Raw genomic sequence first — 26071 nt, forward strand, 5'->3', positions numbered from 1 at the left:
AGTTGTATGGACATCAGTGCTGAAAATATTAAAAAGGTAAAAAACCAGGTGGCAGAAGCAGGTTGGGGGAACCGGTTTGATACTGCAATTGATGAGTTTGTTAAGTCGGGCGAGAGCAAGATTAAGTTGCCTGGTAGCGAGACTATTGACGGTAAACACCAATTAAATGCAGAACTGGATTTTAGTATTGGAAAGGATATTCTATATTATAACGGTTGGAAAGGTACATTAACAAAGGAAGGAGAAGAAAATTCCAGGAGCCAGTTTTTCCCCTACTATGATAAAATTTCCATGGGAGAAGGCGCCAATCTGTTAATAGATGGTGACAATCCGAGGGCAGTGTATAAGAATCACTTTTATGATGAGTCCGGAAATCGCTACGGGGCCTGGCTGAAAGTTGATTTTTCCCAAAAGACAGAAAGTGGAAATCATGTCGTTCAGCGGTTTAATGATAAATATGGTTTTAATCCCTATGAAGTAATCCAGGATTACGCCATTGTTGGTTTTAATGTCTACGAAACCAGGAAAGGTGCTATTATGGCAATGCAACAAGGTGCAGAAATAATCGTCCAGCCAGTCAATCGTGAGAACTACGACACGGTCAGGATGAGTGCCAATCCTGAGAAAAGGAGTTTTGCCTTCAGAAGTATGGATGGCAAATTTCTCTACCACGACCAATTCAGAACCAAAGAGGCCCTGGAAAAAAGAAAGGGAATTCAGCCAAGCCAGGGCAGCACATCCGTCAGTTTTGTACCTGATAAACCTGATCAGCAAAAGACCAGGGGGGTAAATGAAACGGATGCAGACTACGCAAAGGCCCATTCTTCCCAGGCTGGTACCGACGAGGTAAAAAAAAAGGAAGTTCAGGCGCTGGGGTCGAATAAATCACTTCGAAAGCTAGCGCCTGACAAAAAAAATACGAAAGGTATAAAGCATTAAAGGATGAGTTACAATATAAAGCAGGGTTAAAATGAGATTTAGAAGGGTATGGAAAGGCAGGATATATTTTTACTACTTATACAGGGGCACAATCCGTCCAACAAGTTTCACCATTGCTTTTCCATTGCACAGGCTTATACTTCCTTTAAACAGGCCTTTTTGCATCTGCAGCGCTTTGGTAACCGCTACTATGATAATTCAGCCTCTCTTAACCTGCCGATGTTCATCAGTTTTGCCGGTATCAGGATTTTAGGCGATGAGCAATATTTGCCGGAGAAAAAATTAATTGCCAATGATCGCAATCTCCAGCTCTGATGTCAGGAGGCTGCCTACAGCTAAATCATCCGAAAATGGATGTGGAACAATTTCATGAAATGACTGATAGGCGGTTAGCAGGTGTGCCACAAAGGGATGGCTACCTGCTACTCGCCTATCAAAAGCAACTTCAACTTAACCCAGTCAAACCTAAAATCCGGCGGGAGACAGTGTGGTTCTATGATCGCAGTAAGGGACTATCTCCCTGAAATTGATGCAAATAGTATTTGAGGATGTTTATTAACTGAATAAATGATGAGTGATGAGTACGACTAAAGAGCAAAAGCAGGATCCTCTGTCTTATCATTTGCGTGTAGAATGGTGTAGTGTCAGTCAGTTTTTAAATCGGGACAGGTCACCGGAACTCACCGTAATAAACGATGAACCAACTACGCTCCCGAATGTACTGGAATTACTTTGTAGTGTTGAAGACCGTTTATTTGACGTAAGAAAGGTAAAGTCAATAGGTTTGCCGGTACCGATAGTTATTAAGGAAGATAAGTTGACAGTTGATATACTAAAGGCAATATTACCTTTCTCCAGTCATGCAAAGATCGGGAAGGAGGTTTTATTGTACCTGGAAAAGGGCAATTCCCTAAAAATCCCCAATCATCTGACAAGAAAATTGAATTACGTAAAAAAGGATATTAGAAAAAGACCACCAGGCAAAAAGCTATAACAGAGGTAAAGGAGTTTGTGAATGGAACCAAGTATTACGTCCCCGGCTTTGGCTGCTGCCATCAATTATATTAATCTGGGTCTTTCAGTAATAGCTGTAGATCGTTATAAACAGCCACTGGTAAAATGGACGGAGTTTCAGACCAGGGCGCCCCGGATATACCAGGTGGAAAAAATGTTTAGGTTACCGGGCGCAAGCGGGGTCGCAGTTATTTGTGGGCAGGTAAGTGGTAATCTGGAAGTTATAGACATCGATTGTAAGAATGCCCTGATTTCTTCTTTGTTTGAGCAGTACTGGGATAAAATAAAGACCAGTTCTCCGGTAGTTGCTGATTCTCTTGTGGTAGCTGCCACAAAGAACGGCGGTTATCATCTTTATTATCAAAGTCCGGTAGCAGACCGAAATAAACCGCTTGCCCGAAGGAATACGACTCCTGTTGAATTGGCTGGTAATCCTGATCAGGTCCTGAAGGTCTTAATTGAAACAAGGGCGCATAAAGGGTATGTCATTGCACCGCCCAGTATTGGCTATAAATTTCTCCAGCATGATTTATATAATCTGCCTTTTATAAGTAGTAAAGACAGAGAGCTGTTGCATTCCCTGGCAGCAGGCTTTAATACTTTGATGCAGACAGTAACGAGGAAAAAAGGAGCTTCCCTTCAATACGTAGATAGCCCGCTGGATGATTTTGATTTAAGAGGGGATATACTTGAATTACTGAAGAAGCATAACTGGACGATTGTAGAGGATTATGGCGATATCACTCTAGTCAAACGGCCTGGCAATTCTTTAAGTTACAGTAGCGGCAATTTTAATCATGTAACGAACCGTTTCAGTGTTTTTTCAACAAGTACTGTCTTTGCGGCTGAAACTCCGTACAAACCAAGTGCTGTTTTTGCAATACTTGAATGTAATGGTGATTTTCATGAAGCTACCCGTAGACTGTTAATGTTGGGCTTTGGTAAAGCAAGACTGGCAAGGTATAAGCCATTTAATTTACAGAAAGGTCGCTCAAAATAAAATGGTTGCGTATGAAAAATGTGAATTTAGACAGCTTAATGTTACTCGCTCTTGATGCACATGATGGCGAAGCCCGTGTGATCCTTTCCAATGCCACCATTACACTGGATGGGTATACAACGGAGTTGAAAAATGACCTTCGGGACATAAATATTTCAGCAGGCAGCAGGTCCAATGTATTAATTCTGGAAAATGTTTTCAACGATTATATTCAGTCTTACAAGGGACATTTAGCTGCCTGGTTAAAGGCAAAAGGAGAATTTGTGATATATAACCGGGTAACAGCGGGGGCAGGTGCCCGCCTCAATTTACTTAAAATGGAAGAACAGGAATTGTTTTCTAAATTTCGTAATTGGCGGGGGCGGCAAAAATATCACTATCTCAGGCTATTTCGTCCAACGAAGTGTTTAAGCCAATTAAAAAATAAGCTTCAGGAAAGGGAGCGGTTACATAGTATGATGGTAACCGCAAATGAGTTCATCCGAAAAGGGAAAGGTGATATTAAAGAGCAGCTTGAAAAACTTGGATTTTATGATCAAAGGGCCGGATGGATTTTGGCCCCCCGCAGGTTCGAAAGCCCAGGTTTTACAACACAGACCATTGCAAATAACCGGGCGGAGATAAGACGGCTTCAGAAACAAATGGTAAAATACGAGGCGGCTGCCCTGCAGGGAACCACTTTTATGGTTCATAATATACAAAAGCCAGGTAAAACTAATTCTTCGATGGAAACTTCTCCGGGCAAGGTTGCCAGCTTATAAAATAATTTGTTATGAGAGGATTACGTGGAATGAATAATATTCAGAAGGCAAAGCTCCTTTTTGACCTGTTTCCGGAGGAAACAATTGCTTTTATTTCTTTTGCGGCTGAGGTTGCCGATAAAATTAAAAAGGAAAGAGATACACTAAGGACTGCTGGCGGTGACAGCATATTATTTCCTGCCGGCTTTTGGGTTGATTTAGCCGAAGATTTAAGTAAGCGCATCCGGTCTGGTGATGGGAAGCTGCAAAAAAGCAGTACAGTATTTAGCGAACAGTTATTTGATGGGGACAGGGCATTTCTTAGTAAACATTGTCTTCTTCAATATTCGTCAGGTGATAAATTGAAGAATACTGCATTCAGACAAGGAGTTGAGCTTTTTTTTCTTTTAGGCAGGCAACCGGCATAACAGTTTTGCTGATAAACCGGCAAGTATAACGCTTGCCGGCTTTTTATTCAATTATATGTGTCGCAACGTTTTAAAATCGTAAATGGTATGTATAGCCGAATAAAAAAAAATAGTATATTAGTTTGAACTAAGCCATTTTTGTATAACCATAAAAATAATAATGCCGCCAACCTTCCCAGCTATCAGGGTGGTCATTATAGAAGATCAACCCCTAATACGTAGAAATGCGCAACAACTTTTACAATGTGAACCTGGTGTTGAAGTTATAGGTAGTGGGGAGACCGTTAAGGAGGGAATAGACATCATTTCTGTTGGTCAACCTGACCTGTTATTGCTGGATGTTCAGCTACCTGATGGTACTGGTTTTGATATCCTGCAATATTTCTGGCCATTTACCTTTAAGGTTGTTTTTATTACTGCATTTGAAAATCACGCGATCCAGGCTATTAAGTTCGGGGCGCTTGATTATTTATTAAAACCTTTGGACCCCATTGAATTAAGCCATGCAATCCGCAGGATTGAACAGACGATTCCGATCGACCAGTCGCAGTTGAATGTTGCCAATAAGCATTTCCAAAATATTGACAGTAATACGTTAGTAATTCATACTAGCCAATATCATCATGTTCTTCAATTAAATGAAATAGTTTATCTGCAAAGCCAAGGGGTATACACCTTCTTTTATCTGATGGATGGTAGCAAGGTTGTTTCCTCAAAAAATATCAAAGTTTATGAAGAGATATTACCAGGTAGCCAATTTGTCAGACCTCACCAATCTTTTATCATCAACCTGGTATTTCTCAATAAATATCATAAAGATGGGTATTTAGTCTTGAAAAATGGAATAAAGATCCCAGTTGCAACCAGAAGGAAAGAGATTATTAAAACCATTCTAAGAACTAATTAAATAATCTGTGCTATGCCCCGATTGCTAACATTATGCCTGGTAATGCTATTAACCAGTTGCTACCCTAATAGCGTTAATAACATTTCTAAACAAAGTAACGCTCGATCATTACAACTTTATTTGTTGAGTTTGGGTGGCCTCATGGATAAAAGAGATTTCAAAACATTAAAGACTGCCTTAGACAGCGTAAGCCCTCATATCTATGCACTCCGCAACGATACAGTATTATTTATGTTGTTAGATTTTAGAATAATACAGCTTGAATTAGCGGGTGACTATAAATCTGCAAAGGATTCTATTATGAGAGCCTTAGAATTTGGATACAGAAAGGATACCACCGGCAAGTTTTACATATCGGCAGAAACTCACCTGGGAGAATGGTACATGAGAGTAGACTCGCTTGCAGCAGCTATACCATATTTGGAAGAAGCGTACTATCTATCAAGGAAAAATGATACCACACAGGCCATAGAAATCTGCTATTCACTGGCAACTATATTTGGAAAACTAAAAGATTATCCAGGACTAAAGAAATACCTGGATGCAGGGTGGCAATTAATTCCGGGCTTAAAATATGAAAGAGAAAGTTATACAGCACAGTTTGCATGTAATTACGTAGGTTATTACAGTGACATGCATAACCCTGATTCTGCTTATTATTATTACGACCTGGTGAAAAGGGATACTACTTTTGTAGCGCCTTATTTAAGAGCTGGCCTGGAATGGAATATAACACCTGTGCTTATTGATCAAAAGCAATATGAAAAGGCTGTTAGAAATCAAATATATGCCCTGGCAATTGTTAATCAGTATGCCCCCCTCAATCCTGTCTTATATAATTCAGTAGGAAAAAATTTACTATTAGCCGGTAAAAATGAGCTTGCAATCAAGTATGCTGATTCTGCTTTATCTATTAATACAAACGATAAGCGGTGGGATATTGAGGCTGAAGCATGGCGAATTAAGGGAGAGGGGTTATCAAATTTAGGTTTATACTCACTTGCCTACCGGGCAATGGATTCTGCAGTAGTAAAGTGGCAGATTCAAACCGATTCTTCCCTTCTAAAGCATATACATGAATTAGAAACCCAATATCAGGTAAAGGAGAAGGATGATAAAATCAAATCCTTAGCTCAACTCAATGCTGCTAATGAGAAAATTAATCACTTAAAAAATGTTATTATCAGCGCATTGATAGGTGCATCAATTCTTATTGGAATAATTATATTCATGTGGTTTCGCCGTCGCCAAACCAGGAATTTATTACGGGAAACCTTATTACGTCAGCAATTATTACGCACCCAGATAGAGCCACATTTCATCATAAATACGTTGAGTGTTTTACAGGCATATATCCTGGATATTCAAACAGATAAGGCAGTTAGATATTTAAGGGAGCTTTCAAAATTATTACACTTTAGTTTTCAAAATGCCAGGCATCCATTTATCAGCCTTGATGACGAGATGGCTGCTTTACAATCTTATTTGGAGCTTCAGGTTATGCAAGGCGAATATAACATTACTTACAAGTTTGATATTGATAGTCAGTTAAATGATCTGGAAGTTTTTATTCCTCCCATGATTTTGCAACCCTTTGTGGAAAATACATTGTTTCATGGATTTAAAGGTAAATCTGACCGCGGAATAATCGATATTGTTATCAGTAAAAGGGGAGCGGTATTACATTGCCTCATAAGTGATAATGGCTCAGGTTACAGCCATCATGCGTTAAGTGAAGGATTGATTACAAAAAGTCATGCAACTACGATTATCGCGGATCGTTTACGGATACTGGCCAAACAAACCGGGCAACCTGCAGGTGTTAATATCGTGAGTAATGATCAAACGACCGGAGGGTCTGGCACTACAGTGGAATTAATTATTCCCTACCGTCTAACCCCCTGATGGATAGAAATATTTTTTATAACACATAATATTAAAAACCAGCAAAATGTTCAGTTGTCGCAATTGCGCACGACTGACCTTCCATTGCCTGCCAGGATAAAATCCTCCAAAGCCCCATATTTTTATTAAACCTAGAAATATACTGTGGTACGTTATTCTATTGAGGGATCGGTAAAATATCGTTGCACTTCAGAAGCTAATACATGGATGTGACGGCTTTTTTTAATTGTTTTAATCTTATTTTCTTTTATAAGCTTTGAGAACTTAGTTCTTTTGATTCCTACGGCATCCATAAAGGATTGAGCCGTTATGTAGGCCGCCGCATTTGTGGTCACTTTCCCTGTATGTCCAGGAGTTTTTTCTTTTAACAATATTTCGATTCTGGATAACCTGTTAAATATTTCTTCCAGGCTTTCAACCGGTACTAGTACGAGTTGCTGCGTATTGTTTGGGCCAGACATGTAACTGTGTTTAGTTAAATCTCTACACTTTTAATTACTCTATTTACCACCTTTTCCCATATGGGAGTAATAAATGCAACTGAAGATGGTGATGCCTATTTTGACTAAGTGGGAAATTAAAGTTGGAAATTTTACTCACTAATTATTGCGCAAAGTTCGGTTTTGCCTGCGGCATTCACTACGGAGATCGGCAATGAACACAGGGGCTCTCGCACAAAAGCCCTCTTTAAATGCCGCGTCCTCCTAGTGAATGGCTGTGCAAAACCGGGTAGCTCTCCATAATTAATTTTTTAAAATTTTAAAATTTAAAGTTATGGAAGAGTTACTGATAGAATCGACAAAATTGAAAGCTGCGGAAGTAGAATTGATTTATAAATCCAAGGTTAAAGTAGCTGATAGATTTGTAATTGCTACCTCCAAAGATGCTTATAGATTACTAAGTGGTACCTGGAATAAAGATACAATTGAAATGCGGGAAGAATTGAAGGTTGTGTTTCTTAATAGGGCTGGTCATGTGTTAGGTATTATGACAAACTCAACTGGAGGAATTGATGCAACAACGGTAGAAGTCAGACACATCTTTGCAGCAGCTCTGAAAGCACATGCATGTAGTATAATTATCAGCCACAATCATCCTTCCGGAGCATTAAAGCCAAGTAGGGCAGACGATAAGATGACGGATGTAATTAAACAGGGTGGCGAGATACTTAATATTAAGCTCTTGGATCATCTGATTGTGACTACAGAGAGCTATTTTTCTTACGGTGATGAGGGGTTAATATAACCCCTTTTTTTGTTCGTTATCTTTATTGGATTACACAATTAAGCGTGCTAACAGATCTACAACAAAGGGGAGTAAAAGATATTCTGATTGCATGCATCGATAACCTGGGTGGTTTTGAAGAAGCCATTGGTAGCATTTACCCCAAAACAGAAGTGCAGAGTTGTATCGTTCACCAGGTACGTAATACGATCAAATATGTGGGCAGCAAAGACTGCAAGGAGGTTATTGCAGATGTGAAATTGGTCTATCAGGCGGTGAATAAGGAGTTCGCTGAAGAGCAGCTAAATGCACTTGAAGAGAAGTGGGGTAAAAAGTATCCGATGGTAATAAAATCGTGGCGAAACAACTGGCATAAGCTAAGCACTTTCTTTAAGTATGCAGCCGATATACGCAGGATAATTTACACAACCAATACGATAGAGGGTTTTCACCGGCAGCTCAGAAAAGTAACCAAAACAAAGGGTGCCTTTACAAGCGATATGGCGCTACTGAAATTAGTGTATCTGGCCTGCGAACGTATAGCCGAAAAATGGACAAGGCCTTTACCAAACTGGGGCCTTGCCATACAACAATTAAGTATTATGTTCGAGGGGAGGATGCCGGCGGGTTTTTAAAAAATTTCCCCCATGCTCTCCCGGCCCATGGGCCGGGAGAGCATGGGGAATGAATACCTTGACACAGTTTACTTTACACTCCCAAATTTTATAAATTACTACCCTCGTTTTTAAGGAATTCTGCCTGCTTAAACCCAATGTCCTCTGGTTTTTGATTAATAATCGCAATAGACATCCCTGGTTGGGGTGGGAGCAGGGAAGCCGGAAGCAAATGAGCTACTGGTTTATCACTCGTAATTACAATTGTCTGAGATGAATTTGTTGTCTCCTTTTTCATAATTATAACTTTTGATTTAAAATTACCAAATATTTGTCTGTTATAAATAGGGGAAAAATCCTGTTTATTTATTTCAGAATTTCATGGTTATATAATTTGAAACTTGACCCAATCAATAATGTTTCATGTTGCCTGAATAGTTTTTAGCTACTAAATATTTACCGATACAGTCGCACCCAACAGAATCCTCTTCAATTATAATTCCGATAATGGCCTTAATTGCCATATGCCAAACTTTTTCTTTGAAGTTTAATTCCTCTGCGCCCTCCAGAATATTTTCCAGGTTGATTTCGTGATAAGCATTTGTGCATGCATCATTGTAATGTTTCCTTATTTTTTTCAGTACAGGTTTATTTGTGCCATAGCAAATGTATAACTGTGGGTTGTTGAATCGTCTCCATTTGTATTTCACTGCCCGCTTCCACACCGCAAATCTGGCAACTTCCTTATAAGTTCTTATTAAATCAAGGGATCATCTCCCAGGTAGGCTTATCTTTTTCGGTATTGGCTATCAGTTGTTCTATTTCTTTCAGCGCTGCGTGTTGATACGCATCCCACAACTGCGATGGTGTTGGGATCTCCCCTTCGTAAGGAAAAGGCCCCCTTTCAGTTTTTAAATCCTTTTTGCCAACTCTGTGAATGGTAAGCTGTAAAAATTCCAGTCTTTTATCGAAATCGTAGGTAATAGTGACTGTATACCTTAATTGCCGGTTAGGGCCATAATAAGGAATCGTCACTGTAGCAATATTTTTGGGCAGCTGTCCTTTCATATGAATTTTTCCCCTTTCAAAATGAAACCCGGAAGGTTTTCGGGAGGTATGCTTTGCATTTGTGGGGTAAAGAGTGTGGACGATTTTTGTATCCTTGTATAGCACCATTTTAAATTTACGCCCTTCGGCAGCCGCTACAGCAGGGACGCCTACATAGAGGTCAAACAGGTCAGGTGATTTGTTATCGGCCAAGTTATGGAATGACTCGCAATACATGGCATCGGCAATTTCAGTATAGTCCATTATCGGGATGGCTTTCGGCGAAAATTTACTTGGAGTGTTTAACTTGCCCTCTTCATTCCAGTATGTTTTATCACTATAGAAGCAATGCCTTGATTTGATATGCATAAAACCCGTATCATCATTGCCCTGGAAGATAATGACGCCAGTGTTGAAGCCCATTTTAAGAATCGTACTGGTCTCCAACCCCAAATTCATTACCCCAGGAATGCGTAATTCAGCATTGTCATTGGCCTGTGCGACGATCTGGTTAATCTGTGCTTTTGTTAACAACTGCTCCATAAAGACAATTTATACAAAGTAGAGAACAATGTGCGTAGCCTTAGTGCGCAGAACTGATAATTTAGTTATTATAAATGATATTTTGCCAGCTACTTCGTATTTCTAACAGCAATTTTTAATCCAACATGCCGTGAAAGAAATTCCCTACTTTCTGAACAGGGCCTCCGAATGCCTTTTATACAATTTGTGACTATTTCGTAACTTCAAAGATTAAACTTGTGTGAGTGCATTGTGGTAAGGGTTAAAGGTAGACTTAACTAAATACCCAAAAATCTAACGGGCTTGAAATTATTACTAACGACGCCGGACGCTTTGCTTGATAAAAAAACAGGTAAGTTCTTCCCTGGTCTTTTAGAGGTGTTAAACGAATTCAATAACGACCCGGACAATGGCATCGTTGTCGTATCGGGAAACAACATTTCTGCCGAAATTCCGAAGCGCTTTAATCCTATTACCATAAAACGGAAACTTAGGGGAAGCCCGGAGCTCATTGAATTGTTAAAAGACCAACTGAACATAGATCCCAGAGACATTATTGTACTGGGATGTAAAGAAAAAGACGTCCACCAGGCTGCTAACTCCAAACTAATCCTGCTCAGGGCCAGCTACGCAAGGGCTAATAATCCCGCTGAAAGTATATATGTCAAAAAGTATGGCATACCCATTAAAAACGCAACAGTATTAGGCCGGTTCCTGCATACGTTTGTAGATTTTCAGGGTGACTGGTACTACGAGCTGCGGGTGAGTCCCCAGACAACAATTTATGCCCTGACAGATGCTAACACCAAAAATAAGGTAGTAAGCGAAGAAATCTTGAACAATCGATTTAAACGCTGCCTAAAGGAAGGAGAAGCTACTTATAGGTTGGCATTTATGACTTATTTTCTCGTGAGCACATATGGTATGATGAAAGAATTTACACAGGTACATTACTGGGGTACCTATCCCAGCTCAGGAACCAATGAAAATGCCGATTTAAACTATTTTAAGGATAAAGCCCGCCAGTCTTATAAAGGAACCTCCAATGAACCTATTTTCATACGGCACAAGACTGCTGCGAAAAGACATTTTAAGACCGGCCAGGCACGAATTACTGCCGGATGTGATGAGCAACTGGATACTATCAGCATTAATCCCTATTACAAAAATAAGCTGAAAGGAAGGACTGTTTGTATATTGGACGATTTTACCACCTATGGTACCAGTTGTGAAACAGCCCGTATACTGCTGGAAAATGCCGGTGTTGCCCGGCTGATCTTTATTACGATGGGGAGGTTTGGCAGGGACTATTATAAATATCACTATACGATAAAAGGTGATCCTTTCGGTAAATTTAGTTATGTAGGGGGCGCCGCTCCGCAACATATGGTAGGCAGGTTTAATGCCAAAGGAAACTTCGAATTTATAAAGACATTAGAGCAATTGATGCATGAGAGATAAAGTACTGGACATATTGTTTTTGACGTATTTGACCGGCTATGTCATTGAGGACATATTTGAAGGCCTGCAGTATGACGATCCCGATAGCTTCGTTGAAGATTATATGCGTCGTCGTCAGGATAGTGGCCGGTCTGTTCCCAAGGTCAACTTACAGGAGTTGTGGCAGAGGACCAGGGAGTGCTATGAAGAGATGAAGTTTCGGAATATCAGCTTTATTCCTTACGGCGGCAGCAACTATCCGGCGTCGATCACCACAATTCAGCCGGCTCCGCCGCTGTTATTTTTAAGGGGATGGTTAAAAACAGACAAGAACGTTGCCATCATCGGAACTCGCCAGGTGACTGCCCATGCGCCTAAGGCAGTAGAACATGCGGTACATGTTTTCGGTGAGCAGGGCTATGGTATTGTTTCCGGGCTGGCCTACGGTATCGATTCGCTGGCACATGAAACGGCACTAAAAAATGATATATATACACTGGCAATATTGCCCAATAGCCTTGATTATATTTACCCCAAAGATCATTTGCCGCTCGCCAACAAGATACTGGATGCTGGTGGTGGCTTACTTTCAGAGTTAGCTATAGGCATCAATCTTGGTAAAAGAGGATTTGTCCAGCGAAACCGCTTACAGTCCGCTATCAGTGATTTTGTAATGCCAGTTGAAATGGGGCTCCATTCCGGAACAATGCACACTGTCAATTTTTGTAAACGGCAGCATAAACAATTACTGGTTGTAAGGCCACAGAACGATACGATTGGCCTGGTAGCATACGAAGGGATAAGAACGCTAATCGGAGATCAGTACCCTTATCTAACAGTATTGGAAAGTAATTACAGCTTTAATGATATTTGCCCGCCTTTGTCTGCAATGCCGGTTAATGAAATGTTTTCCAAAACCCGACCAGACCTGAAAAAGCATGGTGATGACCCGAAGGAGAATCCCTTAATGGATCAATTCACTACCGAATTACAACTGCTGGCAGACAAAATGTTGAAAGAATTCAAAGTTCAATTGCCACACGTCCGTACCGACACGCAGCTGCGGCAAAAACGTGTAGCAACGTTAAAGCTGGCATTGCAGCAGTTTCAAAAGCTGACCTTTCGCTTTTTAGAAAAATACCCGTCATTGCCAAGAAAGGATTTAGAAAAATGTGTGAGTGCTGTTCAGAAGGAAACCAAAGCAACCATTTTTTCTGCCGAAGCTGGACAGGCCTGAACATAGCGCGCTACATACACCTCTTATTATTTCTTCTCTTCAATATCCCCGAGTGAAAAAATACAAACTAGTTGGTATTTTTTCGACTATTTATTGTCGTTATATTTGCTCCATAGTCCTTCGTATTATTTGAGATTCACCCCCGATGTTCGTGAAGTTGACAAAATTAGTATGCTCAATTGGATAGATACCATATATACCGGGCCTGAAAATATTTAGGACGACCGTGAAAACACCATTTTTGCCTGGTTATGCAATTCAGGTGTTTTTCTTATTGCTCCGGTTACCCATTTGCTGTAAATTTAAAACAAACGTCCACAACTATACCAATTCTTTAAACTCTGAATATGTATAAACTGTTGTATGCCACAATAACCGTGGCTATCCTAAGCTCATGCTGGCCAGCCAGTAAAATAGTAAGACTTAATAAGGAAAAAGCACCCAAATTGCAAAATGTGCTGTCAGAAGTTCAACGGCAGTATAAAATGGCGCTTGATACCCTTGAAGCCGACAAGAACATCAAACTAGATATTACCGAAGCAGACCTGACATTAAAAGTCACAAAAGAGATGTCTGGCACCGGAGAAGTTAAAGTACTGATCTTTAAACCGTCTGGTACCTTAACAAATACAAGGTCAACCTCTGTCACATACACTTTATCACAAAAGGAAAATACAAGTGGTGGTAGCACCGACACAACCAAAAAGGAAGACTTCACCTTAAGGGACCTGATTATCAGCTCCGCCCGAGAACTGAATTCCATGAATGTCAAAATCGGCAGGCTTACAGAAAAGACATTTTCCATTGACATGAGCTTTTCTATAGAAGTTGATGCCACAGGTGCACTATTGTTTGACATAGGCGTTTTCAGCATAGAAACTGGTGCCACAAAAAAGCATACAGCCGAACATGAATTAAAACTGAGTTTTAAAATTAACGAATTATAGCGCACCTTCTCGTTATGCCAAAGTTTGTAACTAACCTTCCAGACAACAGAGAAATTGCCTTCGGTATGCAACGACAGGAAACTGATAACTGGTGCTGGGCTGCCAATACCGCAAGTATCGCCAATTGCTATGCAGGCCAGAACTTATGGACACAGTGTTCCGTAGCATCCCGGATGTTCAATAAGCCCTGTTGCCCTGGTGATAGCCATCCGGAGTGTGATGAGGATTCCTACCTTGACGAAGGGCTTCAACGAACCCATAACCTGGCGGCACCCGAACTGCCAAGGGCGTTGTCCAGTGATGAGATAAAAGATCAAATAGACCAGCGAAGACTAATTGGCGTAAGGATCCGATGGGCAAATGGCTTTGGACATTTTATAACCATACATGGTTACAGCATCAATGCCGGGCAGTTTTTTGTTTATGTAAAGGACCCGCAGCGGCCAAGCTCTGTACCATCCTATAACGAGTTGGTCAATAGCTATCAACATGCAGAAGGTGCCAGATGGAGCCATACCTATTTTTCCCGGCCCGCTGCAGGCGTTAGTGCGCTACAGTTTTCTGCAGACCATGAGGAAGTATCATTAAAAGTTGCCAAGGTAATGGATACGACGAAGGCAAGAAAAATGGAAAATAAAGCACATTTTAAAACCCTACCCAGAAAAGCGATTGTACCACATGATATCTTTACAATACCCTTCCGAAAACTTGTTGTGAATGCCAATGCAGTACCTGACAAAACCGGATACCGAATAATTGACCCCTCAAATAAGGATCGCTTACTGATATTCGATTTTGATAATGAAAAAAGCAATTCGCCTTTACAGCAAGTGATTAATGACGGTAAGTTTGTTGAGCAGTATGAAAACATTATTCGAAGCAATAGCAAAAAACAGGCTTTTGCATTACGCCTGCTGAGGGTACCAGAATTATCTGTTGAGGCATTATGGTACCATAATGAAAAAGAATCTGTGGACGATTACATTATTACAATTAAAAAGTTTGGGCCTTTTGCCACACAACAACGCCTGTCCTTTACAGAATTTATATATGCCTTACAGCGCGCTGCAAGTGCCAAAAGTGTCAATCATGATAAGCGCTATGAATAACGCTCCTTTGTCTCGCCATAATTCTTTTCATTCTACCGGCCAGATGGCCATTACAACTTCACAGCCGCTTTAAAGAAGAAAAAATGCTAGCGAGTTATGGATTTTGCAAAGTTTGAACTGATAAATGGGGTCGACTGCCACTTACAGATTGCCAAAACTTAGCTTGGCGCCTTCCACCAGGGAGCGACGCGCTACAAAAATACCAATTACATTTAGGTGAGGATGCTGTTGCAGCAATAGGTTTTTGGCAGCCTTAAACTGGGCACCGGTAGAAAGCACATCATCCACCAAGGCCACATTGGGGGCTAGATTTTGTGAACCCGTTACATCAATTCGCAAATTGGCCTGAAGGGCTGCTATATCCCTGCGAGCACCACTGATATGGGCTGCGTCACGGTCATTCACACATGATAGAATATCTCTGACATCACAAGCTTGCAACTGCTGAAACTTCTGTAGCACCTGCCACATTCTGTCATCGTAATCCGGATGCTGGCGCGTTTTGGATGGGGGCATTGGTACTAATGTCCATACACCCGGTGGAACCTGTAAGGATGTGGCGAAAATGCCGGCGATTTTCTCCATTGCCCAAATTTTCCAGCGATATTCATCTTTGCCTTTGCGGCTAACTGGTTTTTTTAGATTTTGAATAATATCGTTTGCCTTGCTGTGGCTAAAGCCTGCCTGAGCGGTATATTCCATGAAGTAATAACAACTGTCTATGCCAGACTCCAGGTGACGGTGATCTTTGATGACTAACTCATCAATGGTATTTAATTGCATCAGCTATCGGCAGTTGGTGTGAGATGTTGCCTGATGTCCTCATATTCCTTGACCCTGATCGCGCCTACTTGTTGGTATTTTTCAGGCCATGTAATGTCTTTGCGCTGAAAGCAGCTGTCAAGTATAAACAATTTTCGCCCCTGTTGAATAGCTGCACGCGCTTGTATCAGGGTACCGGAAGTATCAGACGCCTCTACAATAATAGTTGCTTCAGTTAGGGCTGACATCGTTTTGTTGCGCTCAGGAAAAAATAGCCTGTTGCCATTTATGGTTTGTTGGCGATATCGATAAAATGGAACCTGGCTCACCAATAGGTGGGATTGCGCTATAAACTGCTGTAACTGTGCATTTTCTTTTGGATACGCGTGATCTAAAGGAGTACCGATTACCGCTATCGTACGTCCACCCGCTTCGATAGCGGTTTTGTGGCTTATTGTGTCTATTCCTGCAGCCAGTCCACTTACAACGGTAAAGTCATCTTCTACCAGTAACCTTGCTAATTTTGCAGCTCTTCTTATTCCTTCTTCACTTGGTTTGCGTGAGCCGACAACAGCAATTGATCGCGTAGAAAGTAAATCCAGATTGCCCGAGTAATACAATATCTCAACGGGTTCCTCGGCATCCTTTAATTTCGATGGATAGTCAAACGTACCATTGATAAGCAAGTTAGTCTTGTAGTCGAACTGGTTGCTAAAAATAAGCTCTCTGATCAATGGCTCCAATTCGATTATCTCCGATTCTTTCACAAAATCCGAAGGACGACTACCCGGGATAGATGAGAATAATTCTGAAAGGCGTTTGTAACTGATATTCCTCTTATTCCACAACACTTCGTACGCTACCATCTCCCGTAAGGGCAGGATTGGCGGTTGTTTAGTCAATGTTACCATAAGCTGCAAATTACTAAAAAATTTAGTATTTTAGTTTCCCTATTGTTTAGCTTACTAAGTGCTTGATTATTAACTACAATTTGCTAAATAAACATAAAATTGTAGAAATTATTGCAAACTTCATAATCAAATAACGAAAAACGTTCCAGGCTGCGGCCTACCGCCAGATATTTTTTTTCACCGCACACGTTTCTTTAACTTATCCGGTAAGCTCAATAATCATTGCTGACGGCTGCCATTTTCATAATGTTAGCCCAAATTCCTCGGCGATATCCTTCGTTAATTTCGATAAAATTCGTTTATGAAAACTGTCCGGATGTAAATAGTTTCCCATAACTAACTCTTTTATTTCAGCCGGTGAAGTAAAAATCGGTTTGCCATTAATGACCAGTCCACTATAGAGATTTTCAACCGCTTGGTTGTTATAGGTATATGCCTTTTTAAGTATGTCGGCCGCTATGTCTTTATGATGACTGTAGCGGTCCTGCAATCCAAAAGCATCGATATTTGCTTTCGCTTTCTTCTTTGTTTCTTTGGCGATTCCTTTGCAGGGCTTAAGCTTCAGTGTAAAGTCCTGGTCGTTTACCAGAAAATCGACTGCATTTACACTCGTCCGGAATTGAAATTTACCTTCCATATCATCGAGAAATGGGTGAAGGTGGGTGGCGATCGAAAAGGGCTTTGCTCCCTTCAGGCCTCCTTAATTGCAATGTGCACAACCCCAAAGTTCAAATTCCTATCAAACTCATCAAAGCAATCAATTCTAATAAATGCCAATTATTACAAATTTTGGTAAATATTAGTTTTCTAATAATTACCAATAATTCTAAAATTTGGCAAATGTTTGATTTCTATATTCTGCCAATAATTATAATAATTGGTGACTTTATAAGAAATAAGTTTATTTAAAATTCCAGACTTCAGGATAGGTGAAAGGAGAGTGACCACCTTCACTACTATATGGGCTGGTCCACCACCCGCGTTGCATATTGTTCTTCTATTTGAAATTTCTTGCTTCCGGGATGTGGTGTTCTGCTGCCTGCTTATTACTGTTAGGTTTCGATTGTATTCCTTCAGCAGGCAGATCTTTTTCATCCGCCCTGGAAAGGGTTAGTACAGCCGGATCATCCTTTCCATTACCTACCAGTGTCCGCAGCATTTTGGACATATCAGTACAACTACTGACAATAACATGCACGACCTTACCTTCCCGTTGTAACATGCCTTCTACCATCAGCAGTTTGGCCTGCCCAATTTCTTTTTTAAATTGCGCATATACATTTTTAAAAACAACCAGGTTGGTATAACCAGTCTCGTCTTCAATCGTAATAAAGGTAACACCAGATGCAGTCCCTGGTCTTTGACGCACCAATACTAACCCCGCCACCTTAACAGCAATACCATTTTGACCATTATTGATCTGGTTGGTTGACAAAATATGTAATAATGAGAGCTTTTCCCGTAGAAAGCTTACCGGGTGAGCTTTTAGCGACAAGGCCATGGCTGCATAGTCCTGAACCACATGTTCTGATTCACTCATAAAAGGGAGTTCGATTTGACCTTCCCTGGTGCTTTCTGACGGTTGGCCTGCAAATAAAGCTATCGGATTATCTTTTAAAGCGATGACTTCCCACAGCGCCTTTCTTCGGTCAAGTCCTATGGAACGGAATGCGTCTGCATCTGCCAGCCGCTCAAGCGTGCTAATTGAAATACCCGCATTCAGTAGCATATTGATCGATGAATACTGGCTACTCCGTTTGTCCACAAGCAGTTTGATATCTGCTTCACGTATGCCTGTAATCTGGCGAAAGCCCAGTCGCAGTGCCCGATATTTACCGGATTGTTCTTCCAGTGTATTGTCCCACTCCGACAAGTTGATGTCTGCCGGTCTGACATCCACGCCATGATTTCTGGCATCAATAATAATTTGAGCAGGCTGATAAAATCCCATAGGCATGCTGTTGAGTAAGGCAGCCGCAAAAATATCCGGGTACAGACATTTTAACCAGGCAGAAACATACACGAGCAAGGCAAAACTTGCTGCGTGACTTTCCGGGAAACCGTAACTGCCAAATCCTTCCAGTTGTTTGAAAACCCGTTGTGAGAATTCAGGTGAATAGCCGCGTCCAACCATGCCATCTACCAGTTTTTTTTGAAAATGGGTAACCAATCCCTTTGCCTTAAAGGTGGCCATGCTGCGCCTTAAATGATCAGCTTCTGCAGGTGTGAAGCCCGCTGCGACAATGGCAATTTTCATGGCCTGCTCCTGAAAGAGCGGGACCCCTAATGTACGGCCCAGTATCTGTTCAAGTTCCTTTGATGGGTAATCAACAGGTTCCTCGCCATTTCGTCGCCTGAGATAGGGATGAACCATATCACCCTGAATGGGACCGGGTCGCACAATGGCCACCTCTATGACCAGGTCATAGAATGTTTTGGGCTTCAGGCGTGGCAGCATAGACATTTGGGCCCGGCTTTCAATCTGGAAAACACCAATGGTGTCCGCATTCGAAATCATCTCATATATCCGCGGATCATCCTGCGGAATATTTGCCAGGGTTAAGTCTAAACCATAATGCGATTTTGCCAGCTCAAAGCCTTTACGGATGCATGTTAGCATACCTAAAGCCAGCACATCGATTTTTAAAAAGCCAAGCGCCTCGATATCATCTTTATTCCACTCAATATTGGTTCGGTCTTCCATGCGTGCATTGAGGATAGGACAAAGATCGGTAAGTCTGCCTTGCGTAATGACAAAACCGCCTGTGTGTTGCCCCAGTTGGCGGGGAAAACCTATCATTTGCATGGTGAGTTCCACCGCTTTTTTTACGTGAGGATCCTGGCCATTTATACCCTGTGCTGCCAGCGAACTTTCGTCAAGCACATCCGTGTCTTTGCCGAGACGCCGTAATATATCCACAGAAAGGCCCATAGCCTTACCCACATCCCTAAGTGCCCCCTTATAATGTTGCTGGGTAACAGTGGCGACAATGGCTGCCCGGTCACGGCCGTATCGTTCATAGATGTATTGGATGACTTCTTCCCGCCGCGAATGTTCAAAGTCGATATCGATGTCCGGCGGTTCATTGCGCTCCGGTGATATGAATCGCTCTACCAACAGATCAAATTTGGTAGGGTTTACCGCCGTGATACCCAAACAATAGCAAATAGTAGAATTGGCAGCCGATCCTCTTCCCTGGCAAAGGATACCTTTTGACCGGGCAAATTTTACGAAATCGTACACGGTCAAAAAATAATTAGCGTAATTCAGCTGCCCAATTAATTTGAGCTCATAATTAATACCATCAACGATGGCAGGAGGCAGCGGACTACCAAAGTATTCGGTGGCGCCCTGCCAGGCAAGTTCGGTTAGGTATTGCTGTGCACTAATGCCTTTGGGCACAATCTCTTCAGGATAAACGTATTCCAAACTATCGAGAGAAAACTGGCAGGCATCGGCAATTTCCTGCGTTCGCCTGATGGCATGGGGATATTGCCTGAATAGCCGCATCATCTCTGCGGGCGCCTTCATGTACCTCTCAGCGTTTGGATGAAGGCGAAAACCTGCCTCGGTAATCGTACATTTTTCACGTACACAGGTCAGTACATCCTGTAATTCCCTGCGGGATTGCTCGTGATAATGGACATCGTTGGTTGCTACCAACGGAATTCGGAGCTGATCGGAAAGTTGCGCCAGCCGGAAGAAACGCTTTTGATCATCGCCCTGGTAGCGGCGCACCATCGCCAGGGAAAGCATACCCGCCAGCCGGATACTATACTCACCAAGATCTTTTTTAAACTGATCATCAAAGTCAAAGCTATCATTGAATTCATCCGGAGGGATGGCTATAAAATGAATTCCTTCCCGGTGCTTATATACATCATCTTTATACAGTTCACACCTGCCTTTCTCTGTGCGCAAATTACCATATGATAGCAAGGCAGAAAGCCGTCCGTAGGCTGCCTTATCAGTTGGGAATGCAAGTAAACCCGGACCATCCTGCAGGTCCAGCCGGGCACCAACAATAATGCGCATATTTTTAGCTTTTGCAGCGACATGCGCACGAACGACGCCGGCCAGTGTATTGTGATCGGCGATCCCGATAGCTGCATAGCCATAAAGTGCAGCCTGCTCCACCAGCTCTTCCGGGTGCGATGCCCCTCTCAGAAAACTGAAATTACTGGTTACCTGTAATTCTGTATATAACTGTTCCATCACTTAACCACTTATGCAAAAAAGCCATGTAAAAACCATTGAGACTGACCTTGATCATAATGACCCAGGCGAAATATCCAGAAACGACCTCCCTTATTATCTTCTACAACATAATAGTCCCTGTGTAACCCTCCATTTATCCACCACTCCCGTTCAATGCGCTCTGGCCCATCTGCAGCTTTGATAGTATAGCGCTCATTATTATATTGAAAAAGCATAGGTGGGTAGTCCGGTATCGGCGCCGTCACCTGGATAGGTACCGGCTCCCACAGCAGTATTACCGGCCTGCGCTGGTTTACCTGTTTGGGAGAAAAAGTGTTTTCATCCAGACACGCAATACGTTGTATACTGACCTCCGGCCAGTAGTGTTCTGCCGGCTGAAATCTTTCGACACTGCTACTACCAAGTTTACCGGTAATGCGGTCTAATAGCTGCGCAACGCTATTGCTGTTATCAGCGGTAGCCCATAGTTTTTCCTGCGGTGAATGTAGCGGTTCGACAAGTGGAACCTTCAAAGCGAATAGCTCGATACCGGCACCGGGTGCGATGGCCGCAATTTTTAACTCGAACAGCTGCAACAAATGTTCGGGATTACAGCTGGCCCTATTGGTACCAATACTTACCTGCACCATTTGATTATCGATCCGGTAGCACAACAGCACAGCACTTCGAAGTCCCTTGCTTTCCCCTTCCAACCGCTTACAGATTTCTTCCAGCAGCCGTTTGATGGCAATCGTAATGGCAGTGGCCGTTTTGATGGGTTCCAGGCAGGGTAGGCGCTGTTCATATTCAGCAGCAATGCGAATAGGAAAAATGTCCTCCCTTTCCATACCAAGTGCCTGTCCTATACGCAGTAGCAATGGCATACCGAATCTGCGTTTTAGTACAGATGATGGCATGCTGATAAAGGATTTGATCTGAAGGAAACCCAGTTTCTGCAATTGAGACAGTAAGGTATCTTCCAGCCGTAGTGCAGCCGGGGGCAGCGTAGTGATAGTCTGCAGCTCATCGCCACTTGCAATAATGACTTTCTCCCTATAGTACCTCGATACCGCCCAGGCAGTACCTATAGTGCCGGCCATGGCACCACGGACATCGTAGCCAAAAGCATTAAACTTCATAACGATGTCCTTCAGGTAATTTTGTTCACCACCCCACAGGTGGGCACAGCCGGTGGCATCAACAATGAGCCCATCAGGCAGATCAATGCTGACAGTAGGAGAATAACGAATGCACCACTCGGCAATCGCCCGCAGGATGGTGGACTCCTGCCCCTGTTCGTAGGGAATAATTTCTAATTCGGAGATGATGGCCCTGGCATCAGCTGCCGCCATGCCCTGTTGAACGCCAAGTGTTTCTGCCAGCCGGGAGGCTGCCATAATAACCTGCCGCCCACGCTCGCTGCGTGCAAAAGCAATGGGACGCTTTCTTGCACCATGTTTACGCATATACCAGTCGGGCAATAAATGCCGGAACCATAATACCAAATACCGGGAATCCATGACTAACCTGCTTTTGAAACCAATGGAATCTGTTCTGTGATTGTTTTGCTGTGTTCAGTAACTGTAAAACCAGCCGGTCGCCATGCAACCAGCCACGCGCCCGGCCGGCCATTTTTTACCTTAGATAGTTCAACGTTCCATTGTGGATAGCCCACACCCGGAAGTCCATCATCAGATAAACTCGGTAAAGGTTTAATGTGCCATCTGGCTACACTGGTAGTGGTATTTTGGTATTTGGTAGACCTGAGTAAAAGGCCTGTTACTTTGCTCTTTTCAACGGCTAATTGTAACCTGCGCGACTCCGAAAAAGAGATACGCGGAATCTCAGCAACAATGGCTGACAAGCCGTTACACTTTAACCCCTCTTCAAAAGCCCAGAGGGCATCCTGTGGGCGCGGTGCATTTATAAATATAATCTGGGTCGGAGCCAGATTAAACCTGCTGATGGATAAAGGAAAGAAAACACGGGACTGGCAAATCCAAAGGCAGGGTTTGCTGCCGGAAACCAGGCGCGACAATAGCCCGCTTACAAACCCGAAGGTGGCAGCATACTCTACTTTTGTTTCGCTTACAAATTCGTGTATCGCACCTCTTGGAAAAATCCTGTTCGGAAATGCCTGTTCAATTTTTCCTAGACCCACCTCATCGTCCATGTTATTGGGCTTAAAGCCCTGTAAGCGTAAAATGTCCTGCCGTAGTGACGCTATCACATCCATTTTATCTGTCAGCATAGGCATTGGCTTGATTTGCTAATTTAATTAGCCAAAAATACTAATTAAATTAGTATAGTCGGGGTAAGTTTTACACAATTCATTTTAAAACGGGAATGATAATGACCATCAATGCTGAAGAGATTGCCAGAAAGCATTGAGAAATAGAATAGTAAGAAAAGTGAAGCGATTGTTCCATCAAAAAGTTTTTATTCTATTTACTGGTGTCTGTTACAAAACACCCCCTATACTTGAAGAAGATGTTTTGGTCTTCATACAAAAAATAGTTCACGAACCTGATAAAATTGGAAAGGCGGCCATGGCTATTGCCAAAGCAGCACTTTGTGTAATTGTAGGCGAAGGTTATTTTTTTATTTCATAGGCCCCTATCATCTTATAGCACTTGACAGCTATTCAGCCTGGCATAAATACATAATAAGTAGGCCGGCTGTTAATTTGCCTGCTTTTATAAATTGTACGTCGCCCTCTATCGTTGAACCTGCATTTCGCGGCTATTTTTTGTACAGCCGTGCAGCGTGAAGGTACCAGCCTGCACAGCAACAGCCTTGCAGCAGAAAAGTACATTTATATCAGAATACTGTTAGTTTAAAAAAACAGGCGTGTTTCAAACTATACCCTGAATTTGGGTAATTATAGTATGGCAACAATGATTTGGCAGCGCATGAAGGAGTGTTACTACATGCGCGAGATTTATGCTGCTTTTTCGTTGGTTATTTCTCTGATAATGGGTCGCTGTTGCCTTCTGATTATTAACTAATAGATTGAGGCCCTGCTCTCTTTTTTATTTTAATAGTCTACCTGGGAAGTTGCTACAAGAGAAAAGGAACAATTTGATAGCATTTTAGCGAATATGCAGCCTTCCGGTTGAATCAAAATAGTATTCAAACTGCATTGCAATTTTAAGTTTGTCCAAAAATAGCGTAACTGGTTTGTTCCGATTCAGCACGCCCGTAAAATGCTGCTGGCTGATTGCTTTGCTATCAAATATTACCTCCATCCCATACCAGCGGGGTAGCACTTGCATGATTTCGTCAAAGCTCGCGTTATCAAAGTAGTACCTGCCATTGCGCCAGGCCAAAACGATATCTTCCTCAAACGGCTTTATCGCTATATGTCCCTGTTGTGATACAGCTTCAAATCCTGGCTGTAAGGCTGTTTTGTTATCCCCGCTAACCAACTGTACAGCTCCCTCAACTAATGAGACCGCCAACCTGTTAGGTTGATAGCAATTGACATTAAACGAAGTACCCAGCACTTTTACCGTTCCTGCAGACATATGAACCAGGAATGGACGGCTGGCATCCTTTGCAACCTGTAAGTAAGCTTCTCCATTGATTCGTATCTCTCTTGAATGACCACTAAAGGAAAATGGGAACTCAAGTGTGGTAGCAGAATTCATCCAAACCTGTGTACCGTCAGATAATACTATATGGTAATCCTTGCCTATCGGCACAATCAGACTGTTCATCCCTGTATAGTCAACACCTTTTGAGCCGGCAGTATAGGAAAGACTTTTGTTATTATTGACCAAAACAGCGTCTCGGTAAGTTATATTCCCGGATTGCTGTGAAAGATTAATGACATCACCACTGGCAAGTTTCAACGCTATTTGCTTGCTGCTGTCCGCGATAGCGCCTTGCATGGTAGAAGCAACCCCATCTAAAGGTGAAGTAACCTGACCGGGCCTGAAATATATTAGATTGACAACTAAAATCACGACGGCTGCCGCTGCCACCATCACCGATACCCTTATTACCGTTCTCCTCCGTTTTCTTCTGTTCCCTTCGGCTTGCAGCTGTTCGGGTGCTTTCCACTGCCAGTCATTGATCCTGGCAAAATGATTTTGAACATCTTCGGTTGTATTTTCCTGTAAGGCAGCCTTCCATAGAGAGGCAGCACGCTCATCAGTTGCCACCAACTGTTCAAGTTGCTGTAATTCCTCTGCACTGGCAGTTCCCGCCAGCTTCTGGATGATCAAAAATTCAATATTGTCCTGGAAAGCATTCATTAGCTGATTATTAAACGCATTTTTGATAGCCATGACCTATTTAAGAGTTTAACATTTTTAACTCCTTTCTCAAAATCGTCAGCGCTCTGGCCAGCAAATTTTTAACCGTATGGGGGCTCTTGCCCATTTCAGAAGCCACCTGGTTGCGTGTTTTTTGTTCTAAGTAAGATAATTGAAAAGCTTTGGCGCTCTGTGCTGGCAGTTGCTTTAAGGCAGCCTCTATGGCATTGGAAATCTCCAGCTTTCTTTCCTGCTCTTCCATACTGGTAAGTGGTGAAATAGGGAGCATCGCCACCTCGTCTATATATAGGTTGCGTCTGCGATCCTGGACTGATTGCCGCCTGAGGTAATCCCTGCATTTGTTTTGAATGGCCGCAAATAAATACCTCCGCAAATCGTAAGGGGGCCCCAGTCGCAAAAACAAATTACGGGCGAAGAACTCGGTAAAAAGTTCCTGAACCATATCGTGGGCCATTGCCTCATCCTTAAGAATCTGAAGCGCTGCCACTGTCAACCATTTGCGGTGTTCGCAATATAGATGCTTATAGGCTCCCTCATCGCCTTTCTTGAGTTGGTTTATTAAATATGTAACGTCACTGTATGACATTCGCTCATGACAATTTAAATTCTAAATGTGGTTGGTGTCATTATTGAATCACAATCACAGATAAGGCGGATAAGTGAGGGATAAAATTTTCAGCTAACTTTTAAAAGGGATAACATCAATGGATACTATTCATTTTAACTGAATTAATAAATGGTTATTAATTATCCGACTGTCAGGTTTTGCAATCAGGCACTTTTCTTTTCCTCTAAAAAAGAGCCTTCGCCCCAAAATACAAATTAAGTTAAAAAAAGTACCCTTTTG

At 42.2% G+C, this 26071-nt stretch carries 24 protein-coding genes and 1 pseudogene; 14 read left to right on the forward strand and 11 right to left on the reverse strand.

Going from position 1 to position 26071, the window contains the following annotated elements; translation table 11 throughout:
* The first annotated feature begins 6 nt into the window (after window positions 1–6).
* The 8 genes from BW716_RS06260 to BW716_RS06300 all read left to right on the forward strand — a co-directional run bounded on the left by BW716_RS06260 (window position 7) and on the right by BW716_RS06300 (window position 6933).
* Window positions 7–939 (forward strand): hypothetical protein, encoded by a 933-nt coding sequence (locus tag BW716_RS06260; protein WP_083721675.1) that lies wholly within the window; start codon window positions 7–9, stop codon window positions 937–939.
* A gap of 48 nt (window positions 940–987) precedes the next feature.
* Window positions 988–1254: a hypothetical protein gene (locus BW716_RS06265; protein ID WP_083721676.1), complete on the forward strand. Its 267-nt coding sequence runs from the start codon at window positions 988–990 to the stop codon at window positions 1252–1254.
* A 262-nt stretch (window positions 1255–1516) separates the two neighbouring features.
* Window positions 1517–1933: a hypothetical protein gene (locus tag BW716_RS06275; RefSeq protein ID WP_083721678.1), complete on the forward strand. Its 417-nt coding sequence runs from the start codon at window positions 1517–1519 to the stop codon at window positions 1931–1933.
* A 21-nt stretch (window positions 1934–1954) separates the two neighbouring features.
* The gene (locus tag BW716_RS06280) at window positions 1955–2953 is read left to right on the forward strand and encodes a bifunctional DNA primase/polymerase (protein WP_083721679.1); all 999 of its coding nucleotides are present in this window, start codon (window positions 1955–1957) and stop codon (window positions 2951–2953) included.
* Between the two features lie 125 nt (window positions 2954–3078).
* Window positions 3079–3714 (forward strand): hypothetical protein, encoded by a 636-nt coding sequence (locus tag BW716_RS06285; RefSeq protein WP_179091013.1) that lies wholly within the window; start codon window positions 3079–3081, stop codon window positions 3712–3714.
* An 11-nt stretch (window positions 3715–3725) separates the two neighbouring features.
* Entirely contained in the window at window positions 3726–4121 is a 396-nt protein-coding gene (locus tag BW716_RS06290) for a hypothetical protein (RefSeq protein ID WP_143708747.1), read from the forward strand.
* Between the two features lie 160 nt (window positions 4122–4281).
* Window positions 4282–5028, forward strand: coding sequence for a LytTR family DNA-binding domain-containing protein (locus BW716_RS06295; protein ID WP_083721682.1), 747 nt, complete (start codon window positions 4282–4284; stop codon window positions 5026–5028).
* Window positions 5029–5169: 141 nt separating this feature from the next.
* Entirely contained in the window at window positions 5170–6933 is a 1764-nt protein-coding gene (locus tag BW716_RS06300) for a histidine kinase (RefSeq protein WP_179091014.1), read from the forward strand.
* 152 nt (window positions 6934–7085) lie between these two features.
* Here BW716_RS06300 and BW716_RS06305 read toward each other — a convergent pair whose 3' ends face one another.
* Complete coding sequence (locus BW716_RS06305; protein ID WP_083721684.1) at window positions 7086–7394, reverse strand: hypothetical protein; 309 nt, start codon at window positions 7392–7394, stop codon at window positions 7086–7088.
* A 313-nt stretch (window positions 7395–7707) separates the two neighbouring features.
* On the opposite strand from BW716_RS06305, the gene BW716_RS06310 reads away from it, so the two are divergent.
* Entirely contained in the window at window positions 7708–8178 is a 471-nt protein-coding gene (locus tag BW716_RS06310; RefSeq protein WP_083721685.1) for a RadC family protein, read from the forward strand.
* Window positions 8179–8216: 38 nt separating this feature from the next.
* A pseudogene (locus BW716_RS06315) lies at window positions 8217–8792 on the forward strand (transposase); the annotation flags it as partial.
* Window positions 8793–8880: 88 nt separating this feature from the next.
* Here the strand turns inward: BW716_RS06315 and BW716_RS06320 are convergent.
* Together BW716_RS06320 and BW716_RS06330 are read right to left on the reverse strand one after the other, a co-directional pair.
* Window positions 8881–9069: a hypothetical protein gene (locus tag BW716_RS06320; protein WP_083721687.1), complete on the reverse strand. Its 189-nt coding sequence runs from the start codon at window positions 9067–9069 to the stop codon at window positions 8881–8883.
* Between the two features lie 464 nt (window positions 9070–9533).
* Window positions 9534–10361: a hypothetical protein gene (locus BW716_RS06330; protein WP_083721689.1), complete on the reverse strand. Its 828-nt coding sequence runs from the start codon at window positions 10359–10361 to the stop codon at window positions 9534–9536.
* 282 nt (window positions 10362–10643) lie between these two features.
* On the opposite strand from BW716_RS06330, the gene BW716_RS06335 reads away from it, so the two are divergent.
* From BW716_RS06335 to BW716_RS06350, 4 genes are all read left to right on the forward strand, one after another.
* Window positions 10644–11801 carry a hypothetical protein gene (locus tag BW716_RS06335; RefSeq protein WP_143708748.1) on the forward strand — a complete coding sequence of 386 codons (1158 nt, stop codon included), beginning with the start codon at window positions 10644–10646 and terminating at the stop codon, window positions 11799–11801.
* Window positions 11791–13017: a DNA-processing protein DprA gene (locus BW716_RS06340; RefSeq protein ID WP_083721691.1), complete on the forward strand. Its 1227-nt coding sequence runs from the start codon at window positions 11791–11793 to the stop codon at window positions 13015–13017. The genes BW716_RS06335 and BW716_RS06340 overlap by 11 nt, the downstream gene beginning before the upstream one ends.
* A gap of 347 nt (window positions 13018–13364) precedes the next feature.
* The gene (locus BW716_RS06345; RefSeq protein ID WP_083721692.1) at window positions 13365–13964 is read left to right on the forward strand and encodes a hypothetical protein; all 600 of its coding nucleotides are present in this window, start codon (window positions 13365–13367) and stop codon (window positions 13962–13964) included.
* Between the two features lie 14 nt (window positions 13965–13978).
* Window positions 13979–15073, forward strand: a complete 1095-nt coding sequence (locus BW716_RS06350) for a papain-like cysteine protease family protein (RefSeq protein ID WP_083721693.1) — start codon at window positions 13979–13981, stop codon at window positions 15071–15073.
* A 141-nt stretch (window positions 15074–15214) separates the two neighbouring features.
* Here the strand turns inward: BW716_RS06350 and BW716_RS06355 are convergent, their stop codons facing one another.
* From BW716_RS06355 to BW716_RS06400, 8 genes are all read right to left on the reverse strand, one after another.
* Window positions 15215–15856, reverse strand: a complete 642-nt coding sequence (locus BW716_RS06355; protein WP_083721694.1) for a phosphoribosyltransferase — start codon at window positions 15854–15856, stop codon at window positions 15215–15217.
* Entirely contained in the window at window positions 15856–16746 is an 891-nt protein-coding gene (locus BW716_RS06360) for a DNA-processing protein DprA (RefSeq protein WP_083721695.1), read from the reverse strand. Before BW716_RS06360 ends, BW716_RS06355 begins: the two co-directional genes overlap by 1 nt.
* 241 nt (window positions 16747–16987) lie before the next feature.
* The gene (locus BW716_RS06365) at window positions 16988–17383 is read right to left on the reverse strand and encodes a hypothetical protein (RefSeq protein WP_083721696.1); all 396 of its coding nucleotides are present in this window, start codon (window positions 17381–17383) and stop codon (window positions 16988–16990) included.
* 360 nt (window positions 17384–17743) lie between these two features.
* The gene (locus BW716_RS06375; protein WP_083721698.1) at window positions 17744–20962 is read right to left on the reverse strand and encodes an error-prone DNA polymerase; all 3219 of its coding nucleotides are present in this window, start codon (window positions 20960–20962) and stop codon (window positions 17744–17746) included.
* 11 nt (window positions 20963–20973) lie between these two features.
* Complete coding sequence (locus BW716_RS06380; protein WP_083721699.1) at window positions 20974–22464, reverse strand: DNA polymerase Y family protein; 1491 nt, start codon at window positions 22462–22464, stop codon at window positions 20974–20976.
* A 2-nt stretch (window positions 22465–22466) separates the two neighbouring features.
* Window positions 22467–23195 (reverse strand): ImuA family protein, encoded by a 729-nt coding sequence (locus BW716_RS06385; RefSeq protein ID WP_143708749.1) that lies wholly within the window; start codon window positions 23193–23195, stop codon window positions 22467–22469.
* Window positions 23196–24036: 841 nt separating this feature from the next.
* A complete protein-coding gene (locus tag BW716_RS06395) occupies window positions 24037–25236 on the reverse strand; it encodes a FecR family protein (RefSeq protein ID WP_083721702.1) in 1200 nt (399 codons plus the stop codon).
* A gap of 7 nt (window positions 25237–25243) precedes the next feature.
* Window positions 25244–25810, reverse strand: coding sequence for an RNA polymerase sigma factor (locus BW716_RS06400; protein ID WP_083721703.1), 567 nt, complete (start codon window positions 25808–25810; stop codon window positions 25244–25246).
* Between the last annotated feature and the right edge of the window lie 261 nt (window positions 25811–26071).

Origin of the sequence: [Flexibacter] sp. ATCC 35208, from assembly GCF_001975825.1 — a bacterium.
In the GTDB taxonomy this organism is placed as follows: domain Bacteria; phylum Bacteroidota; class Bacteroidia; order Chitinophagales; family Chitinophagaceae; genus Chitinophaga.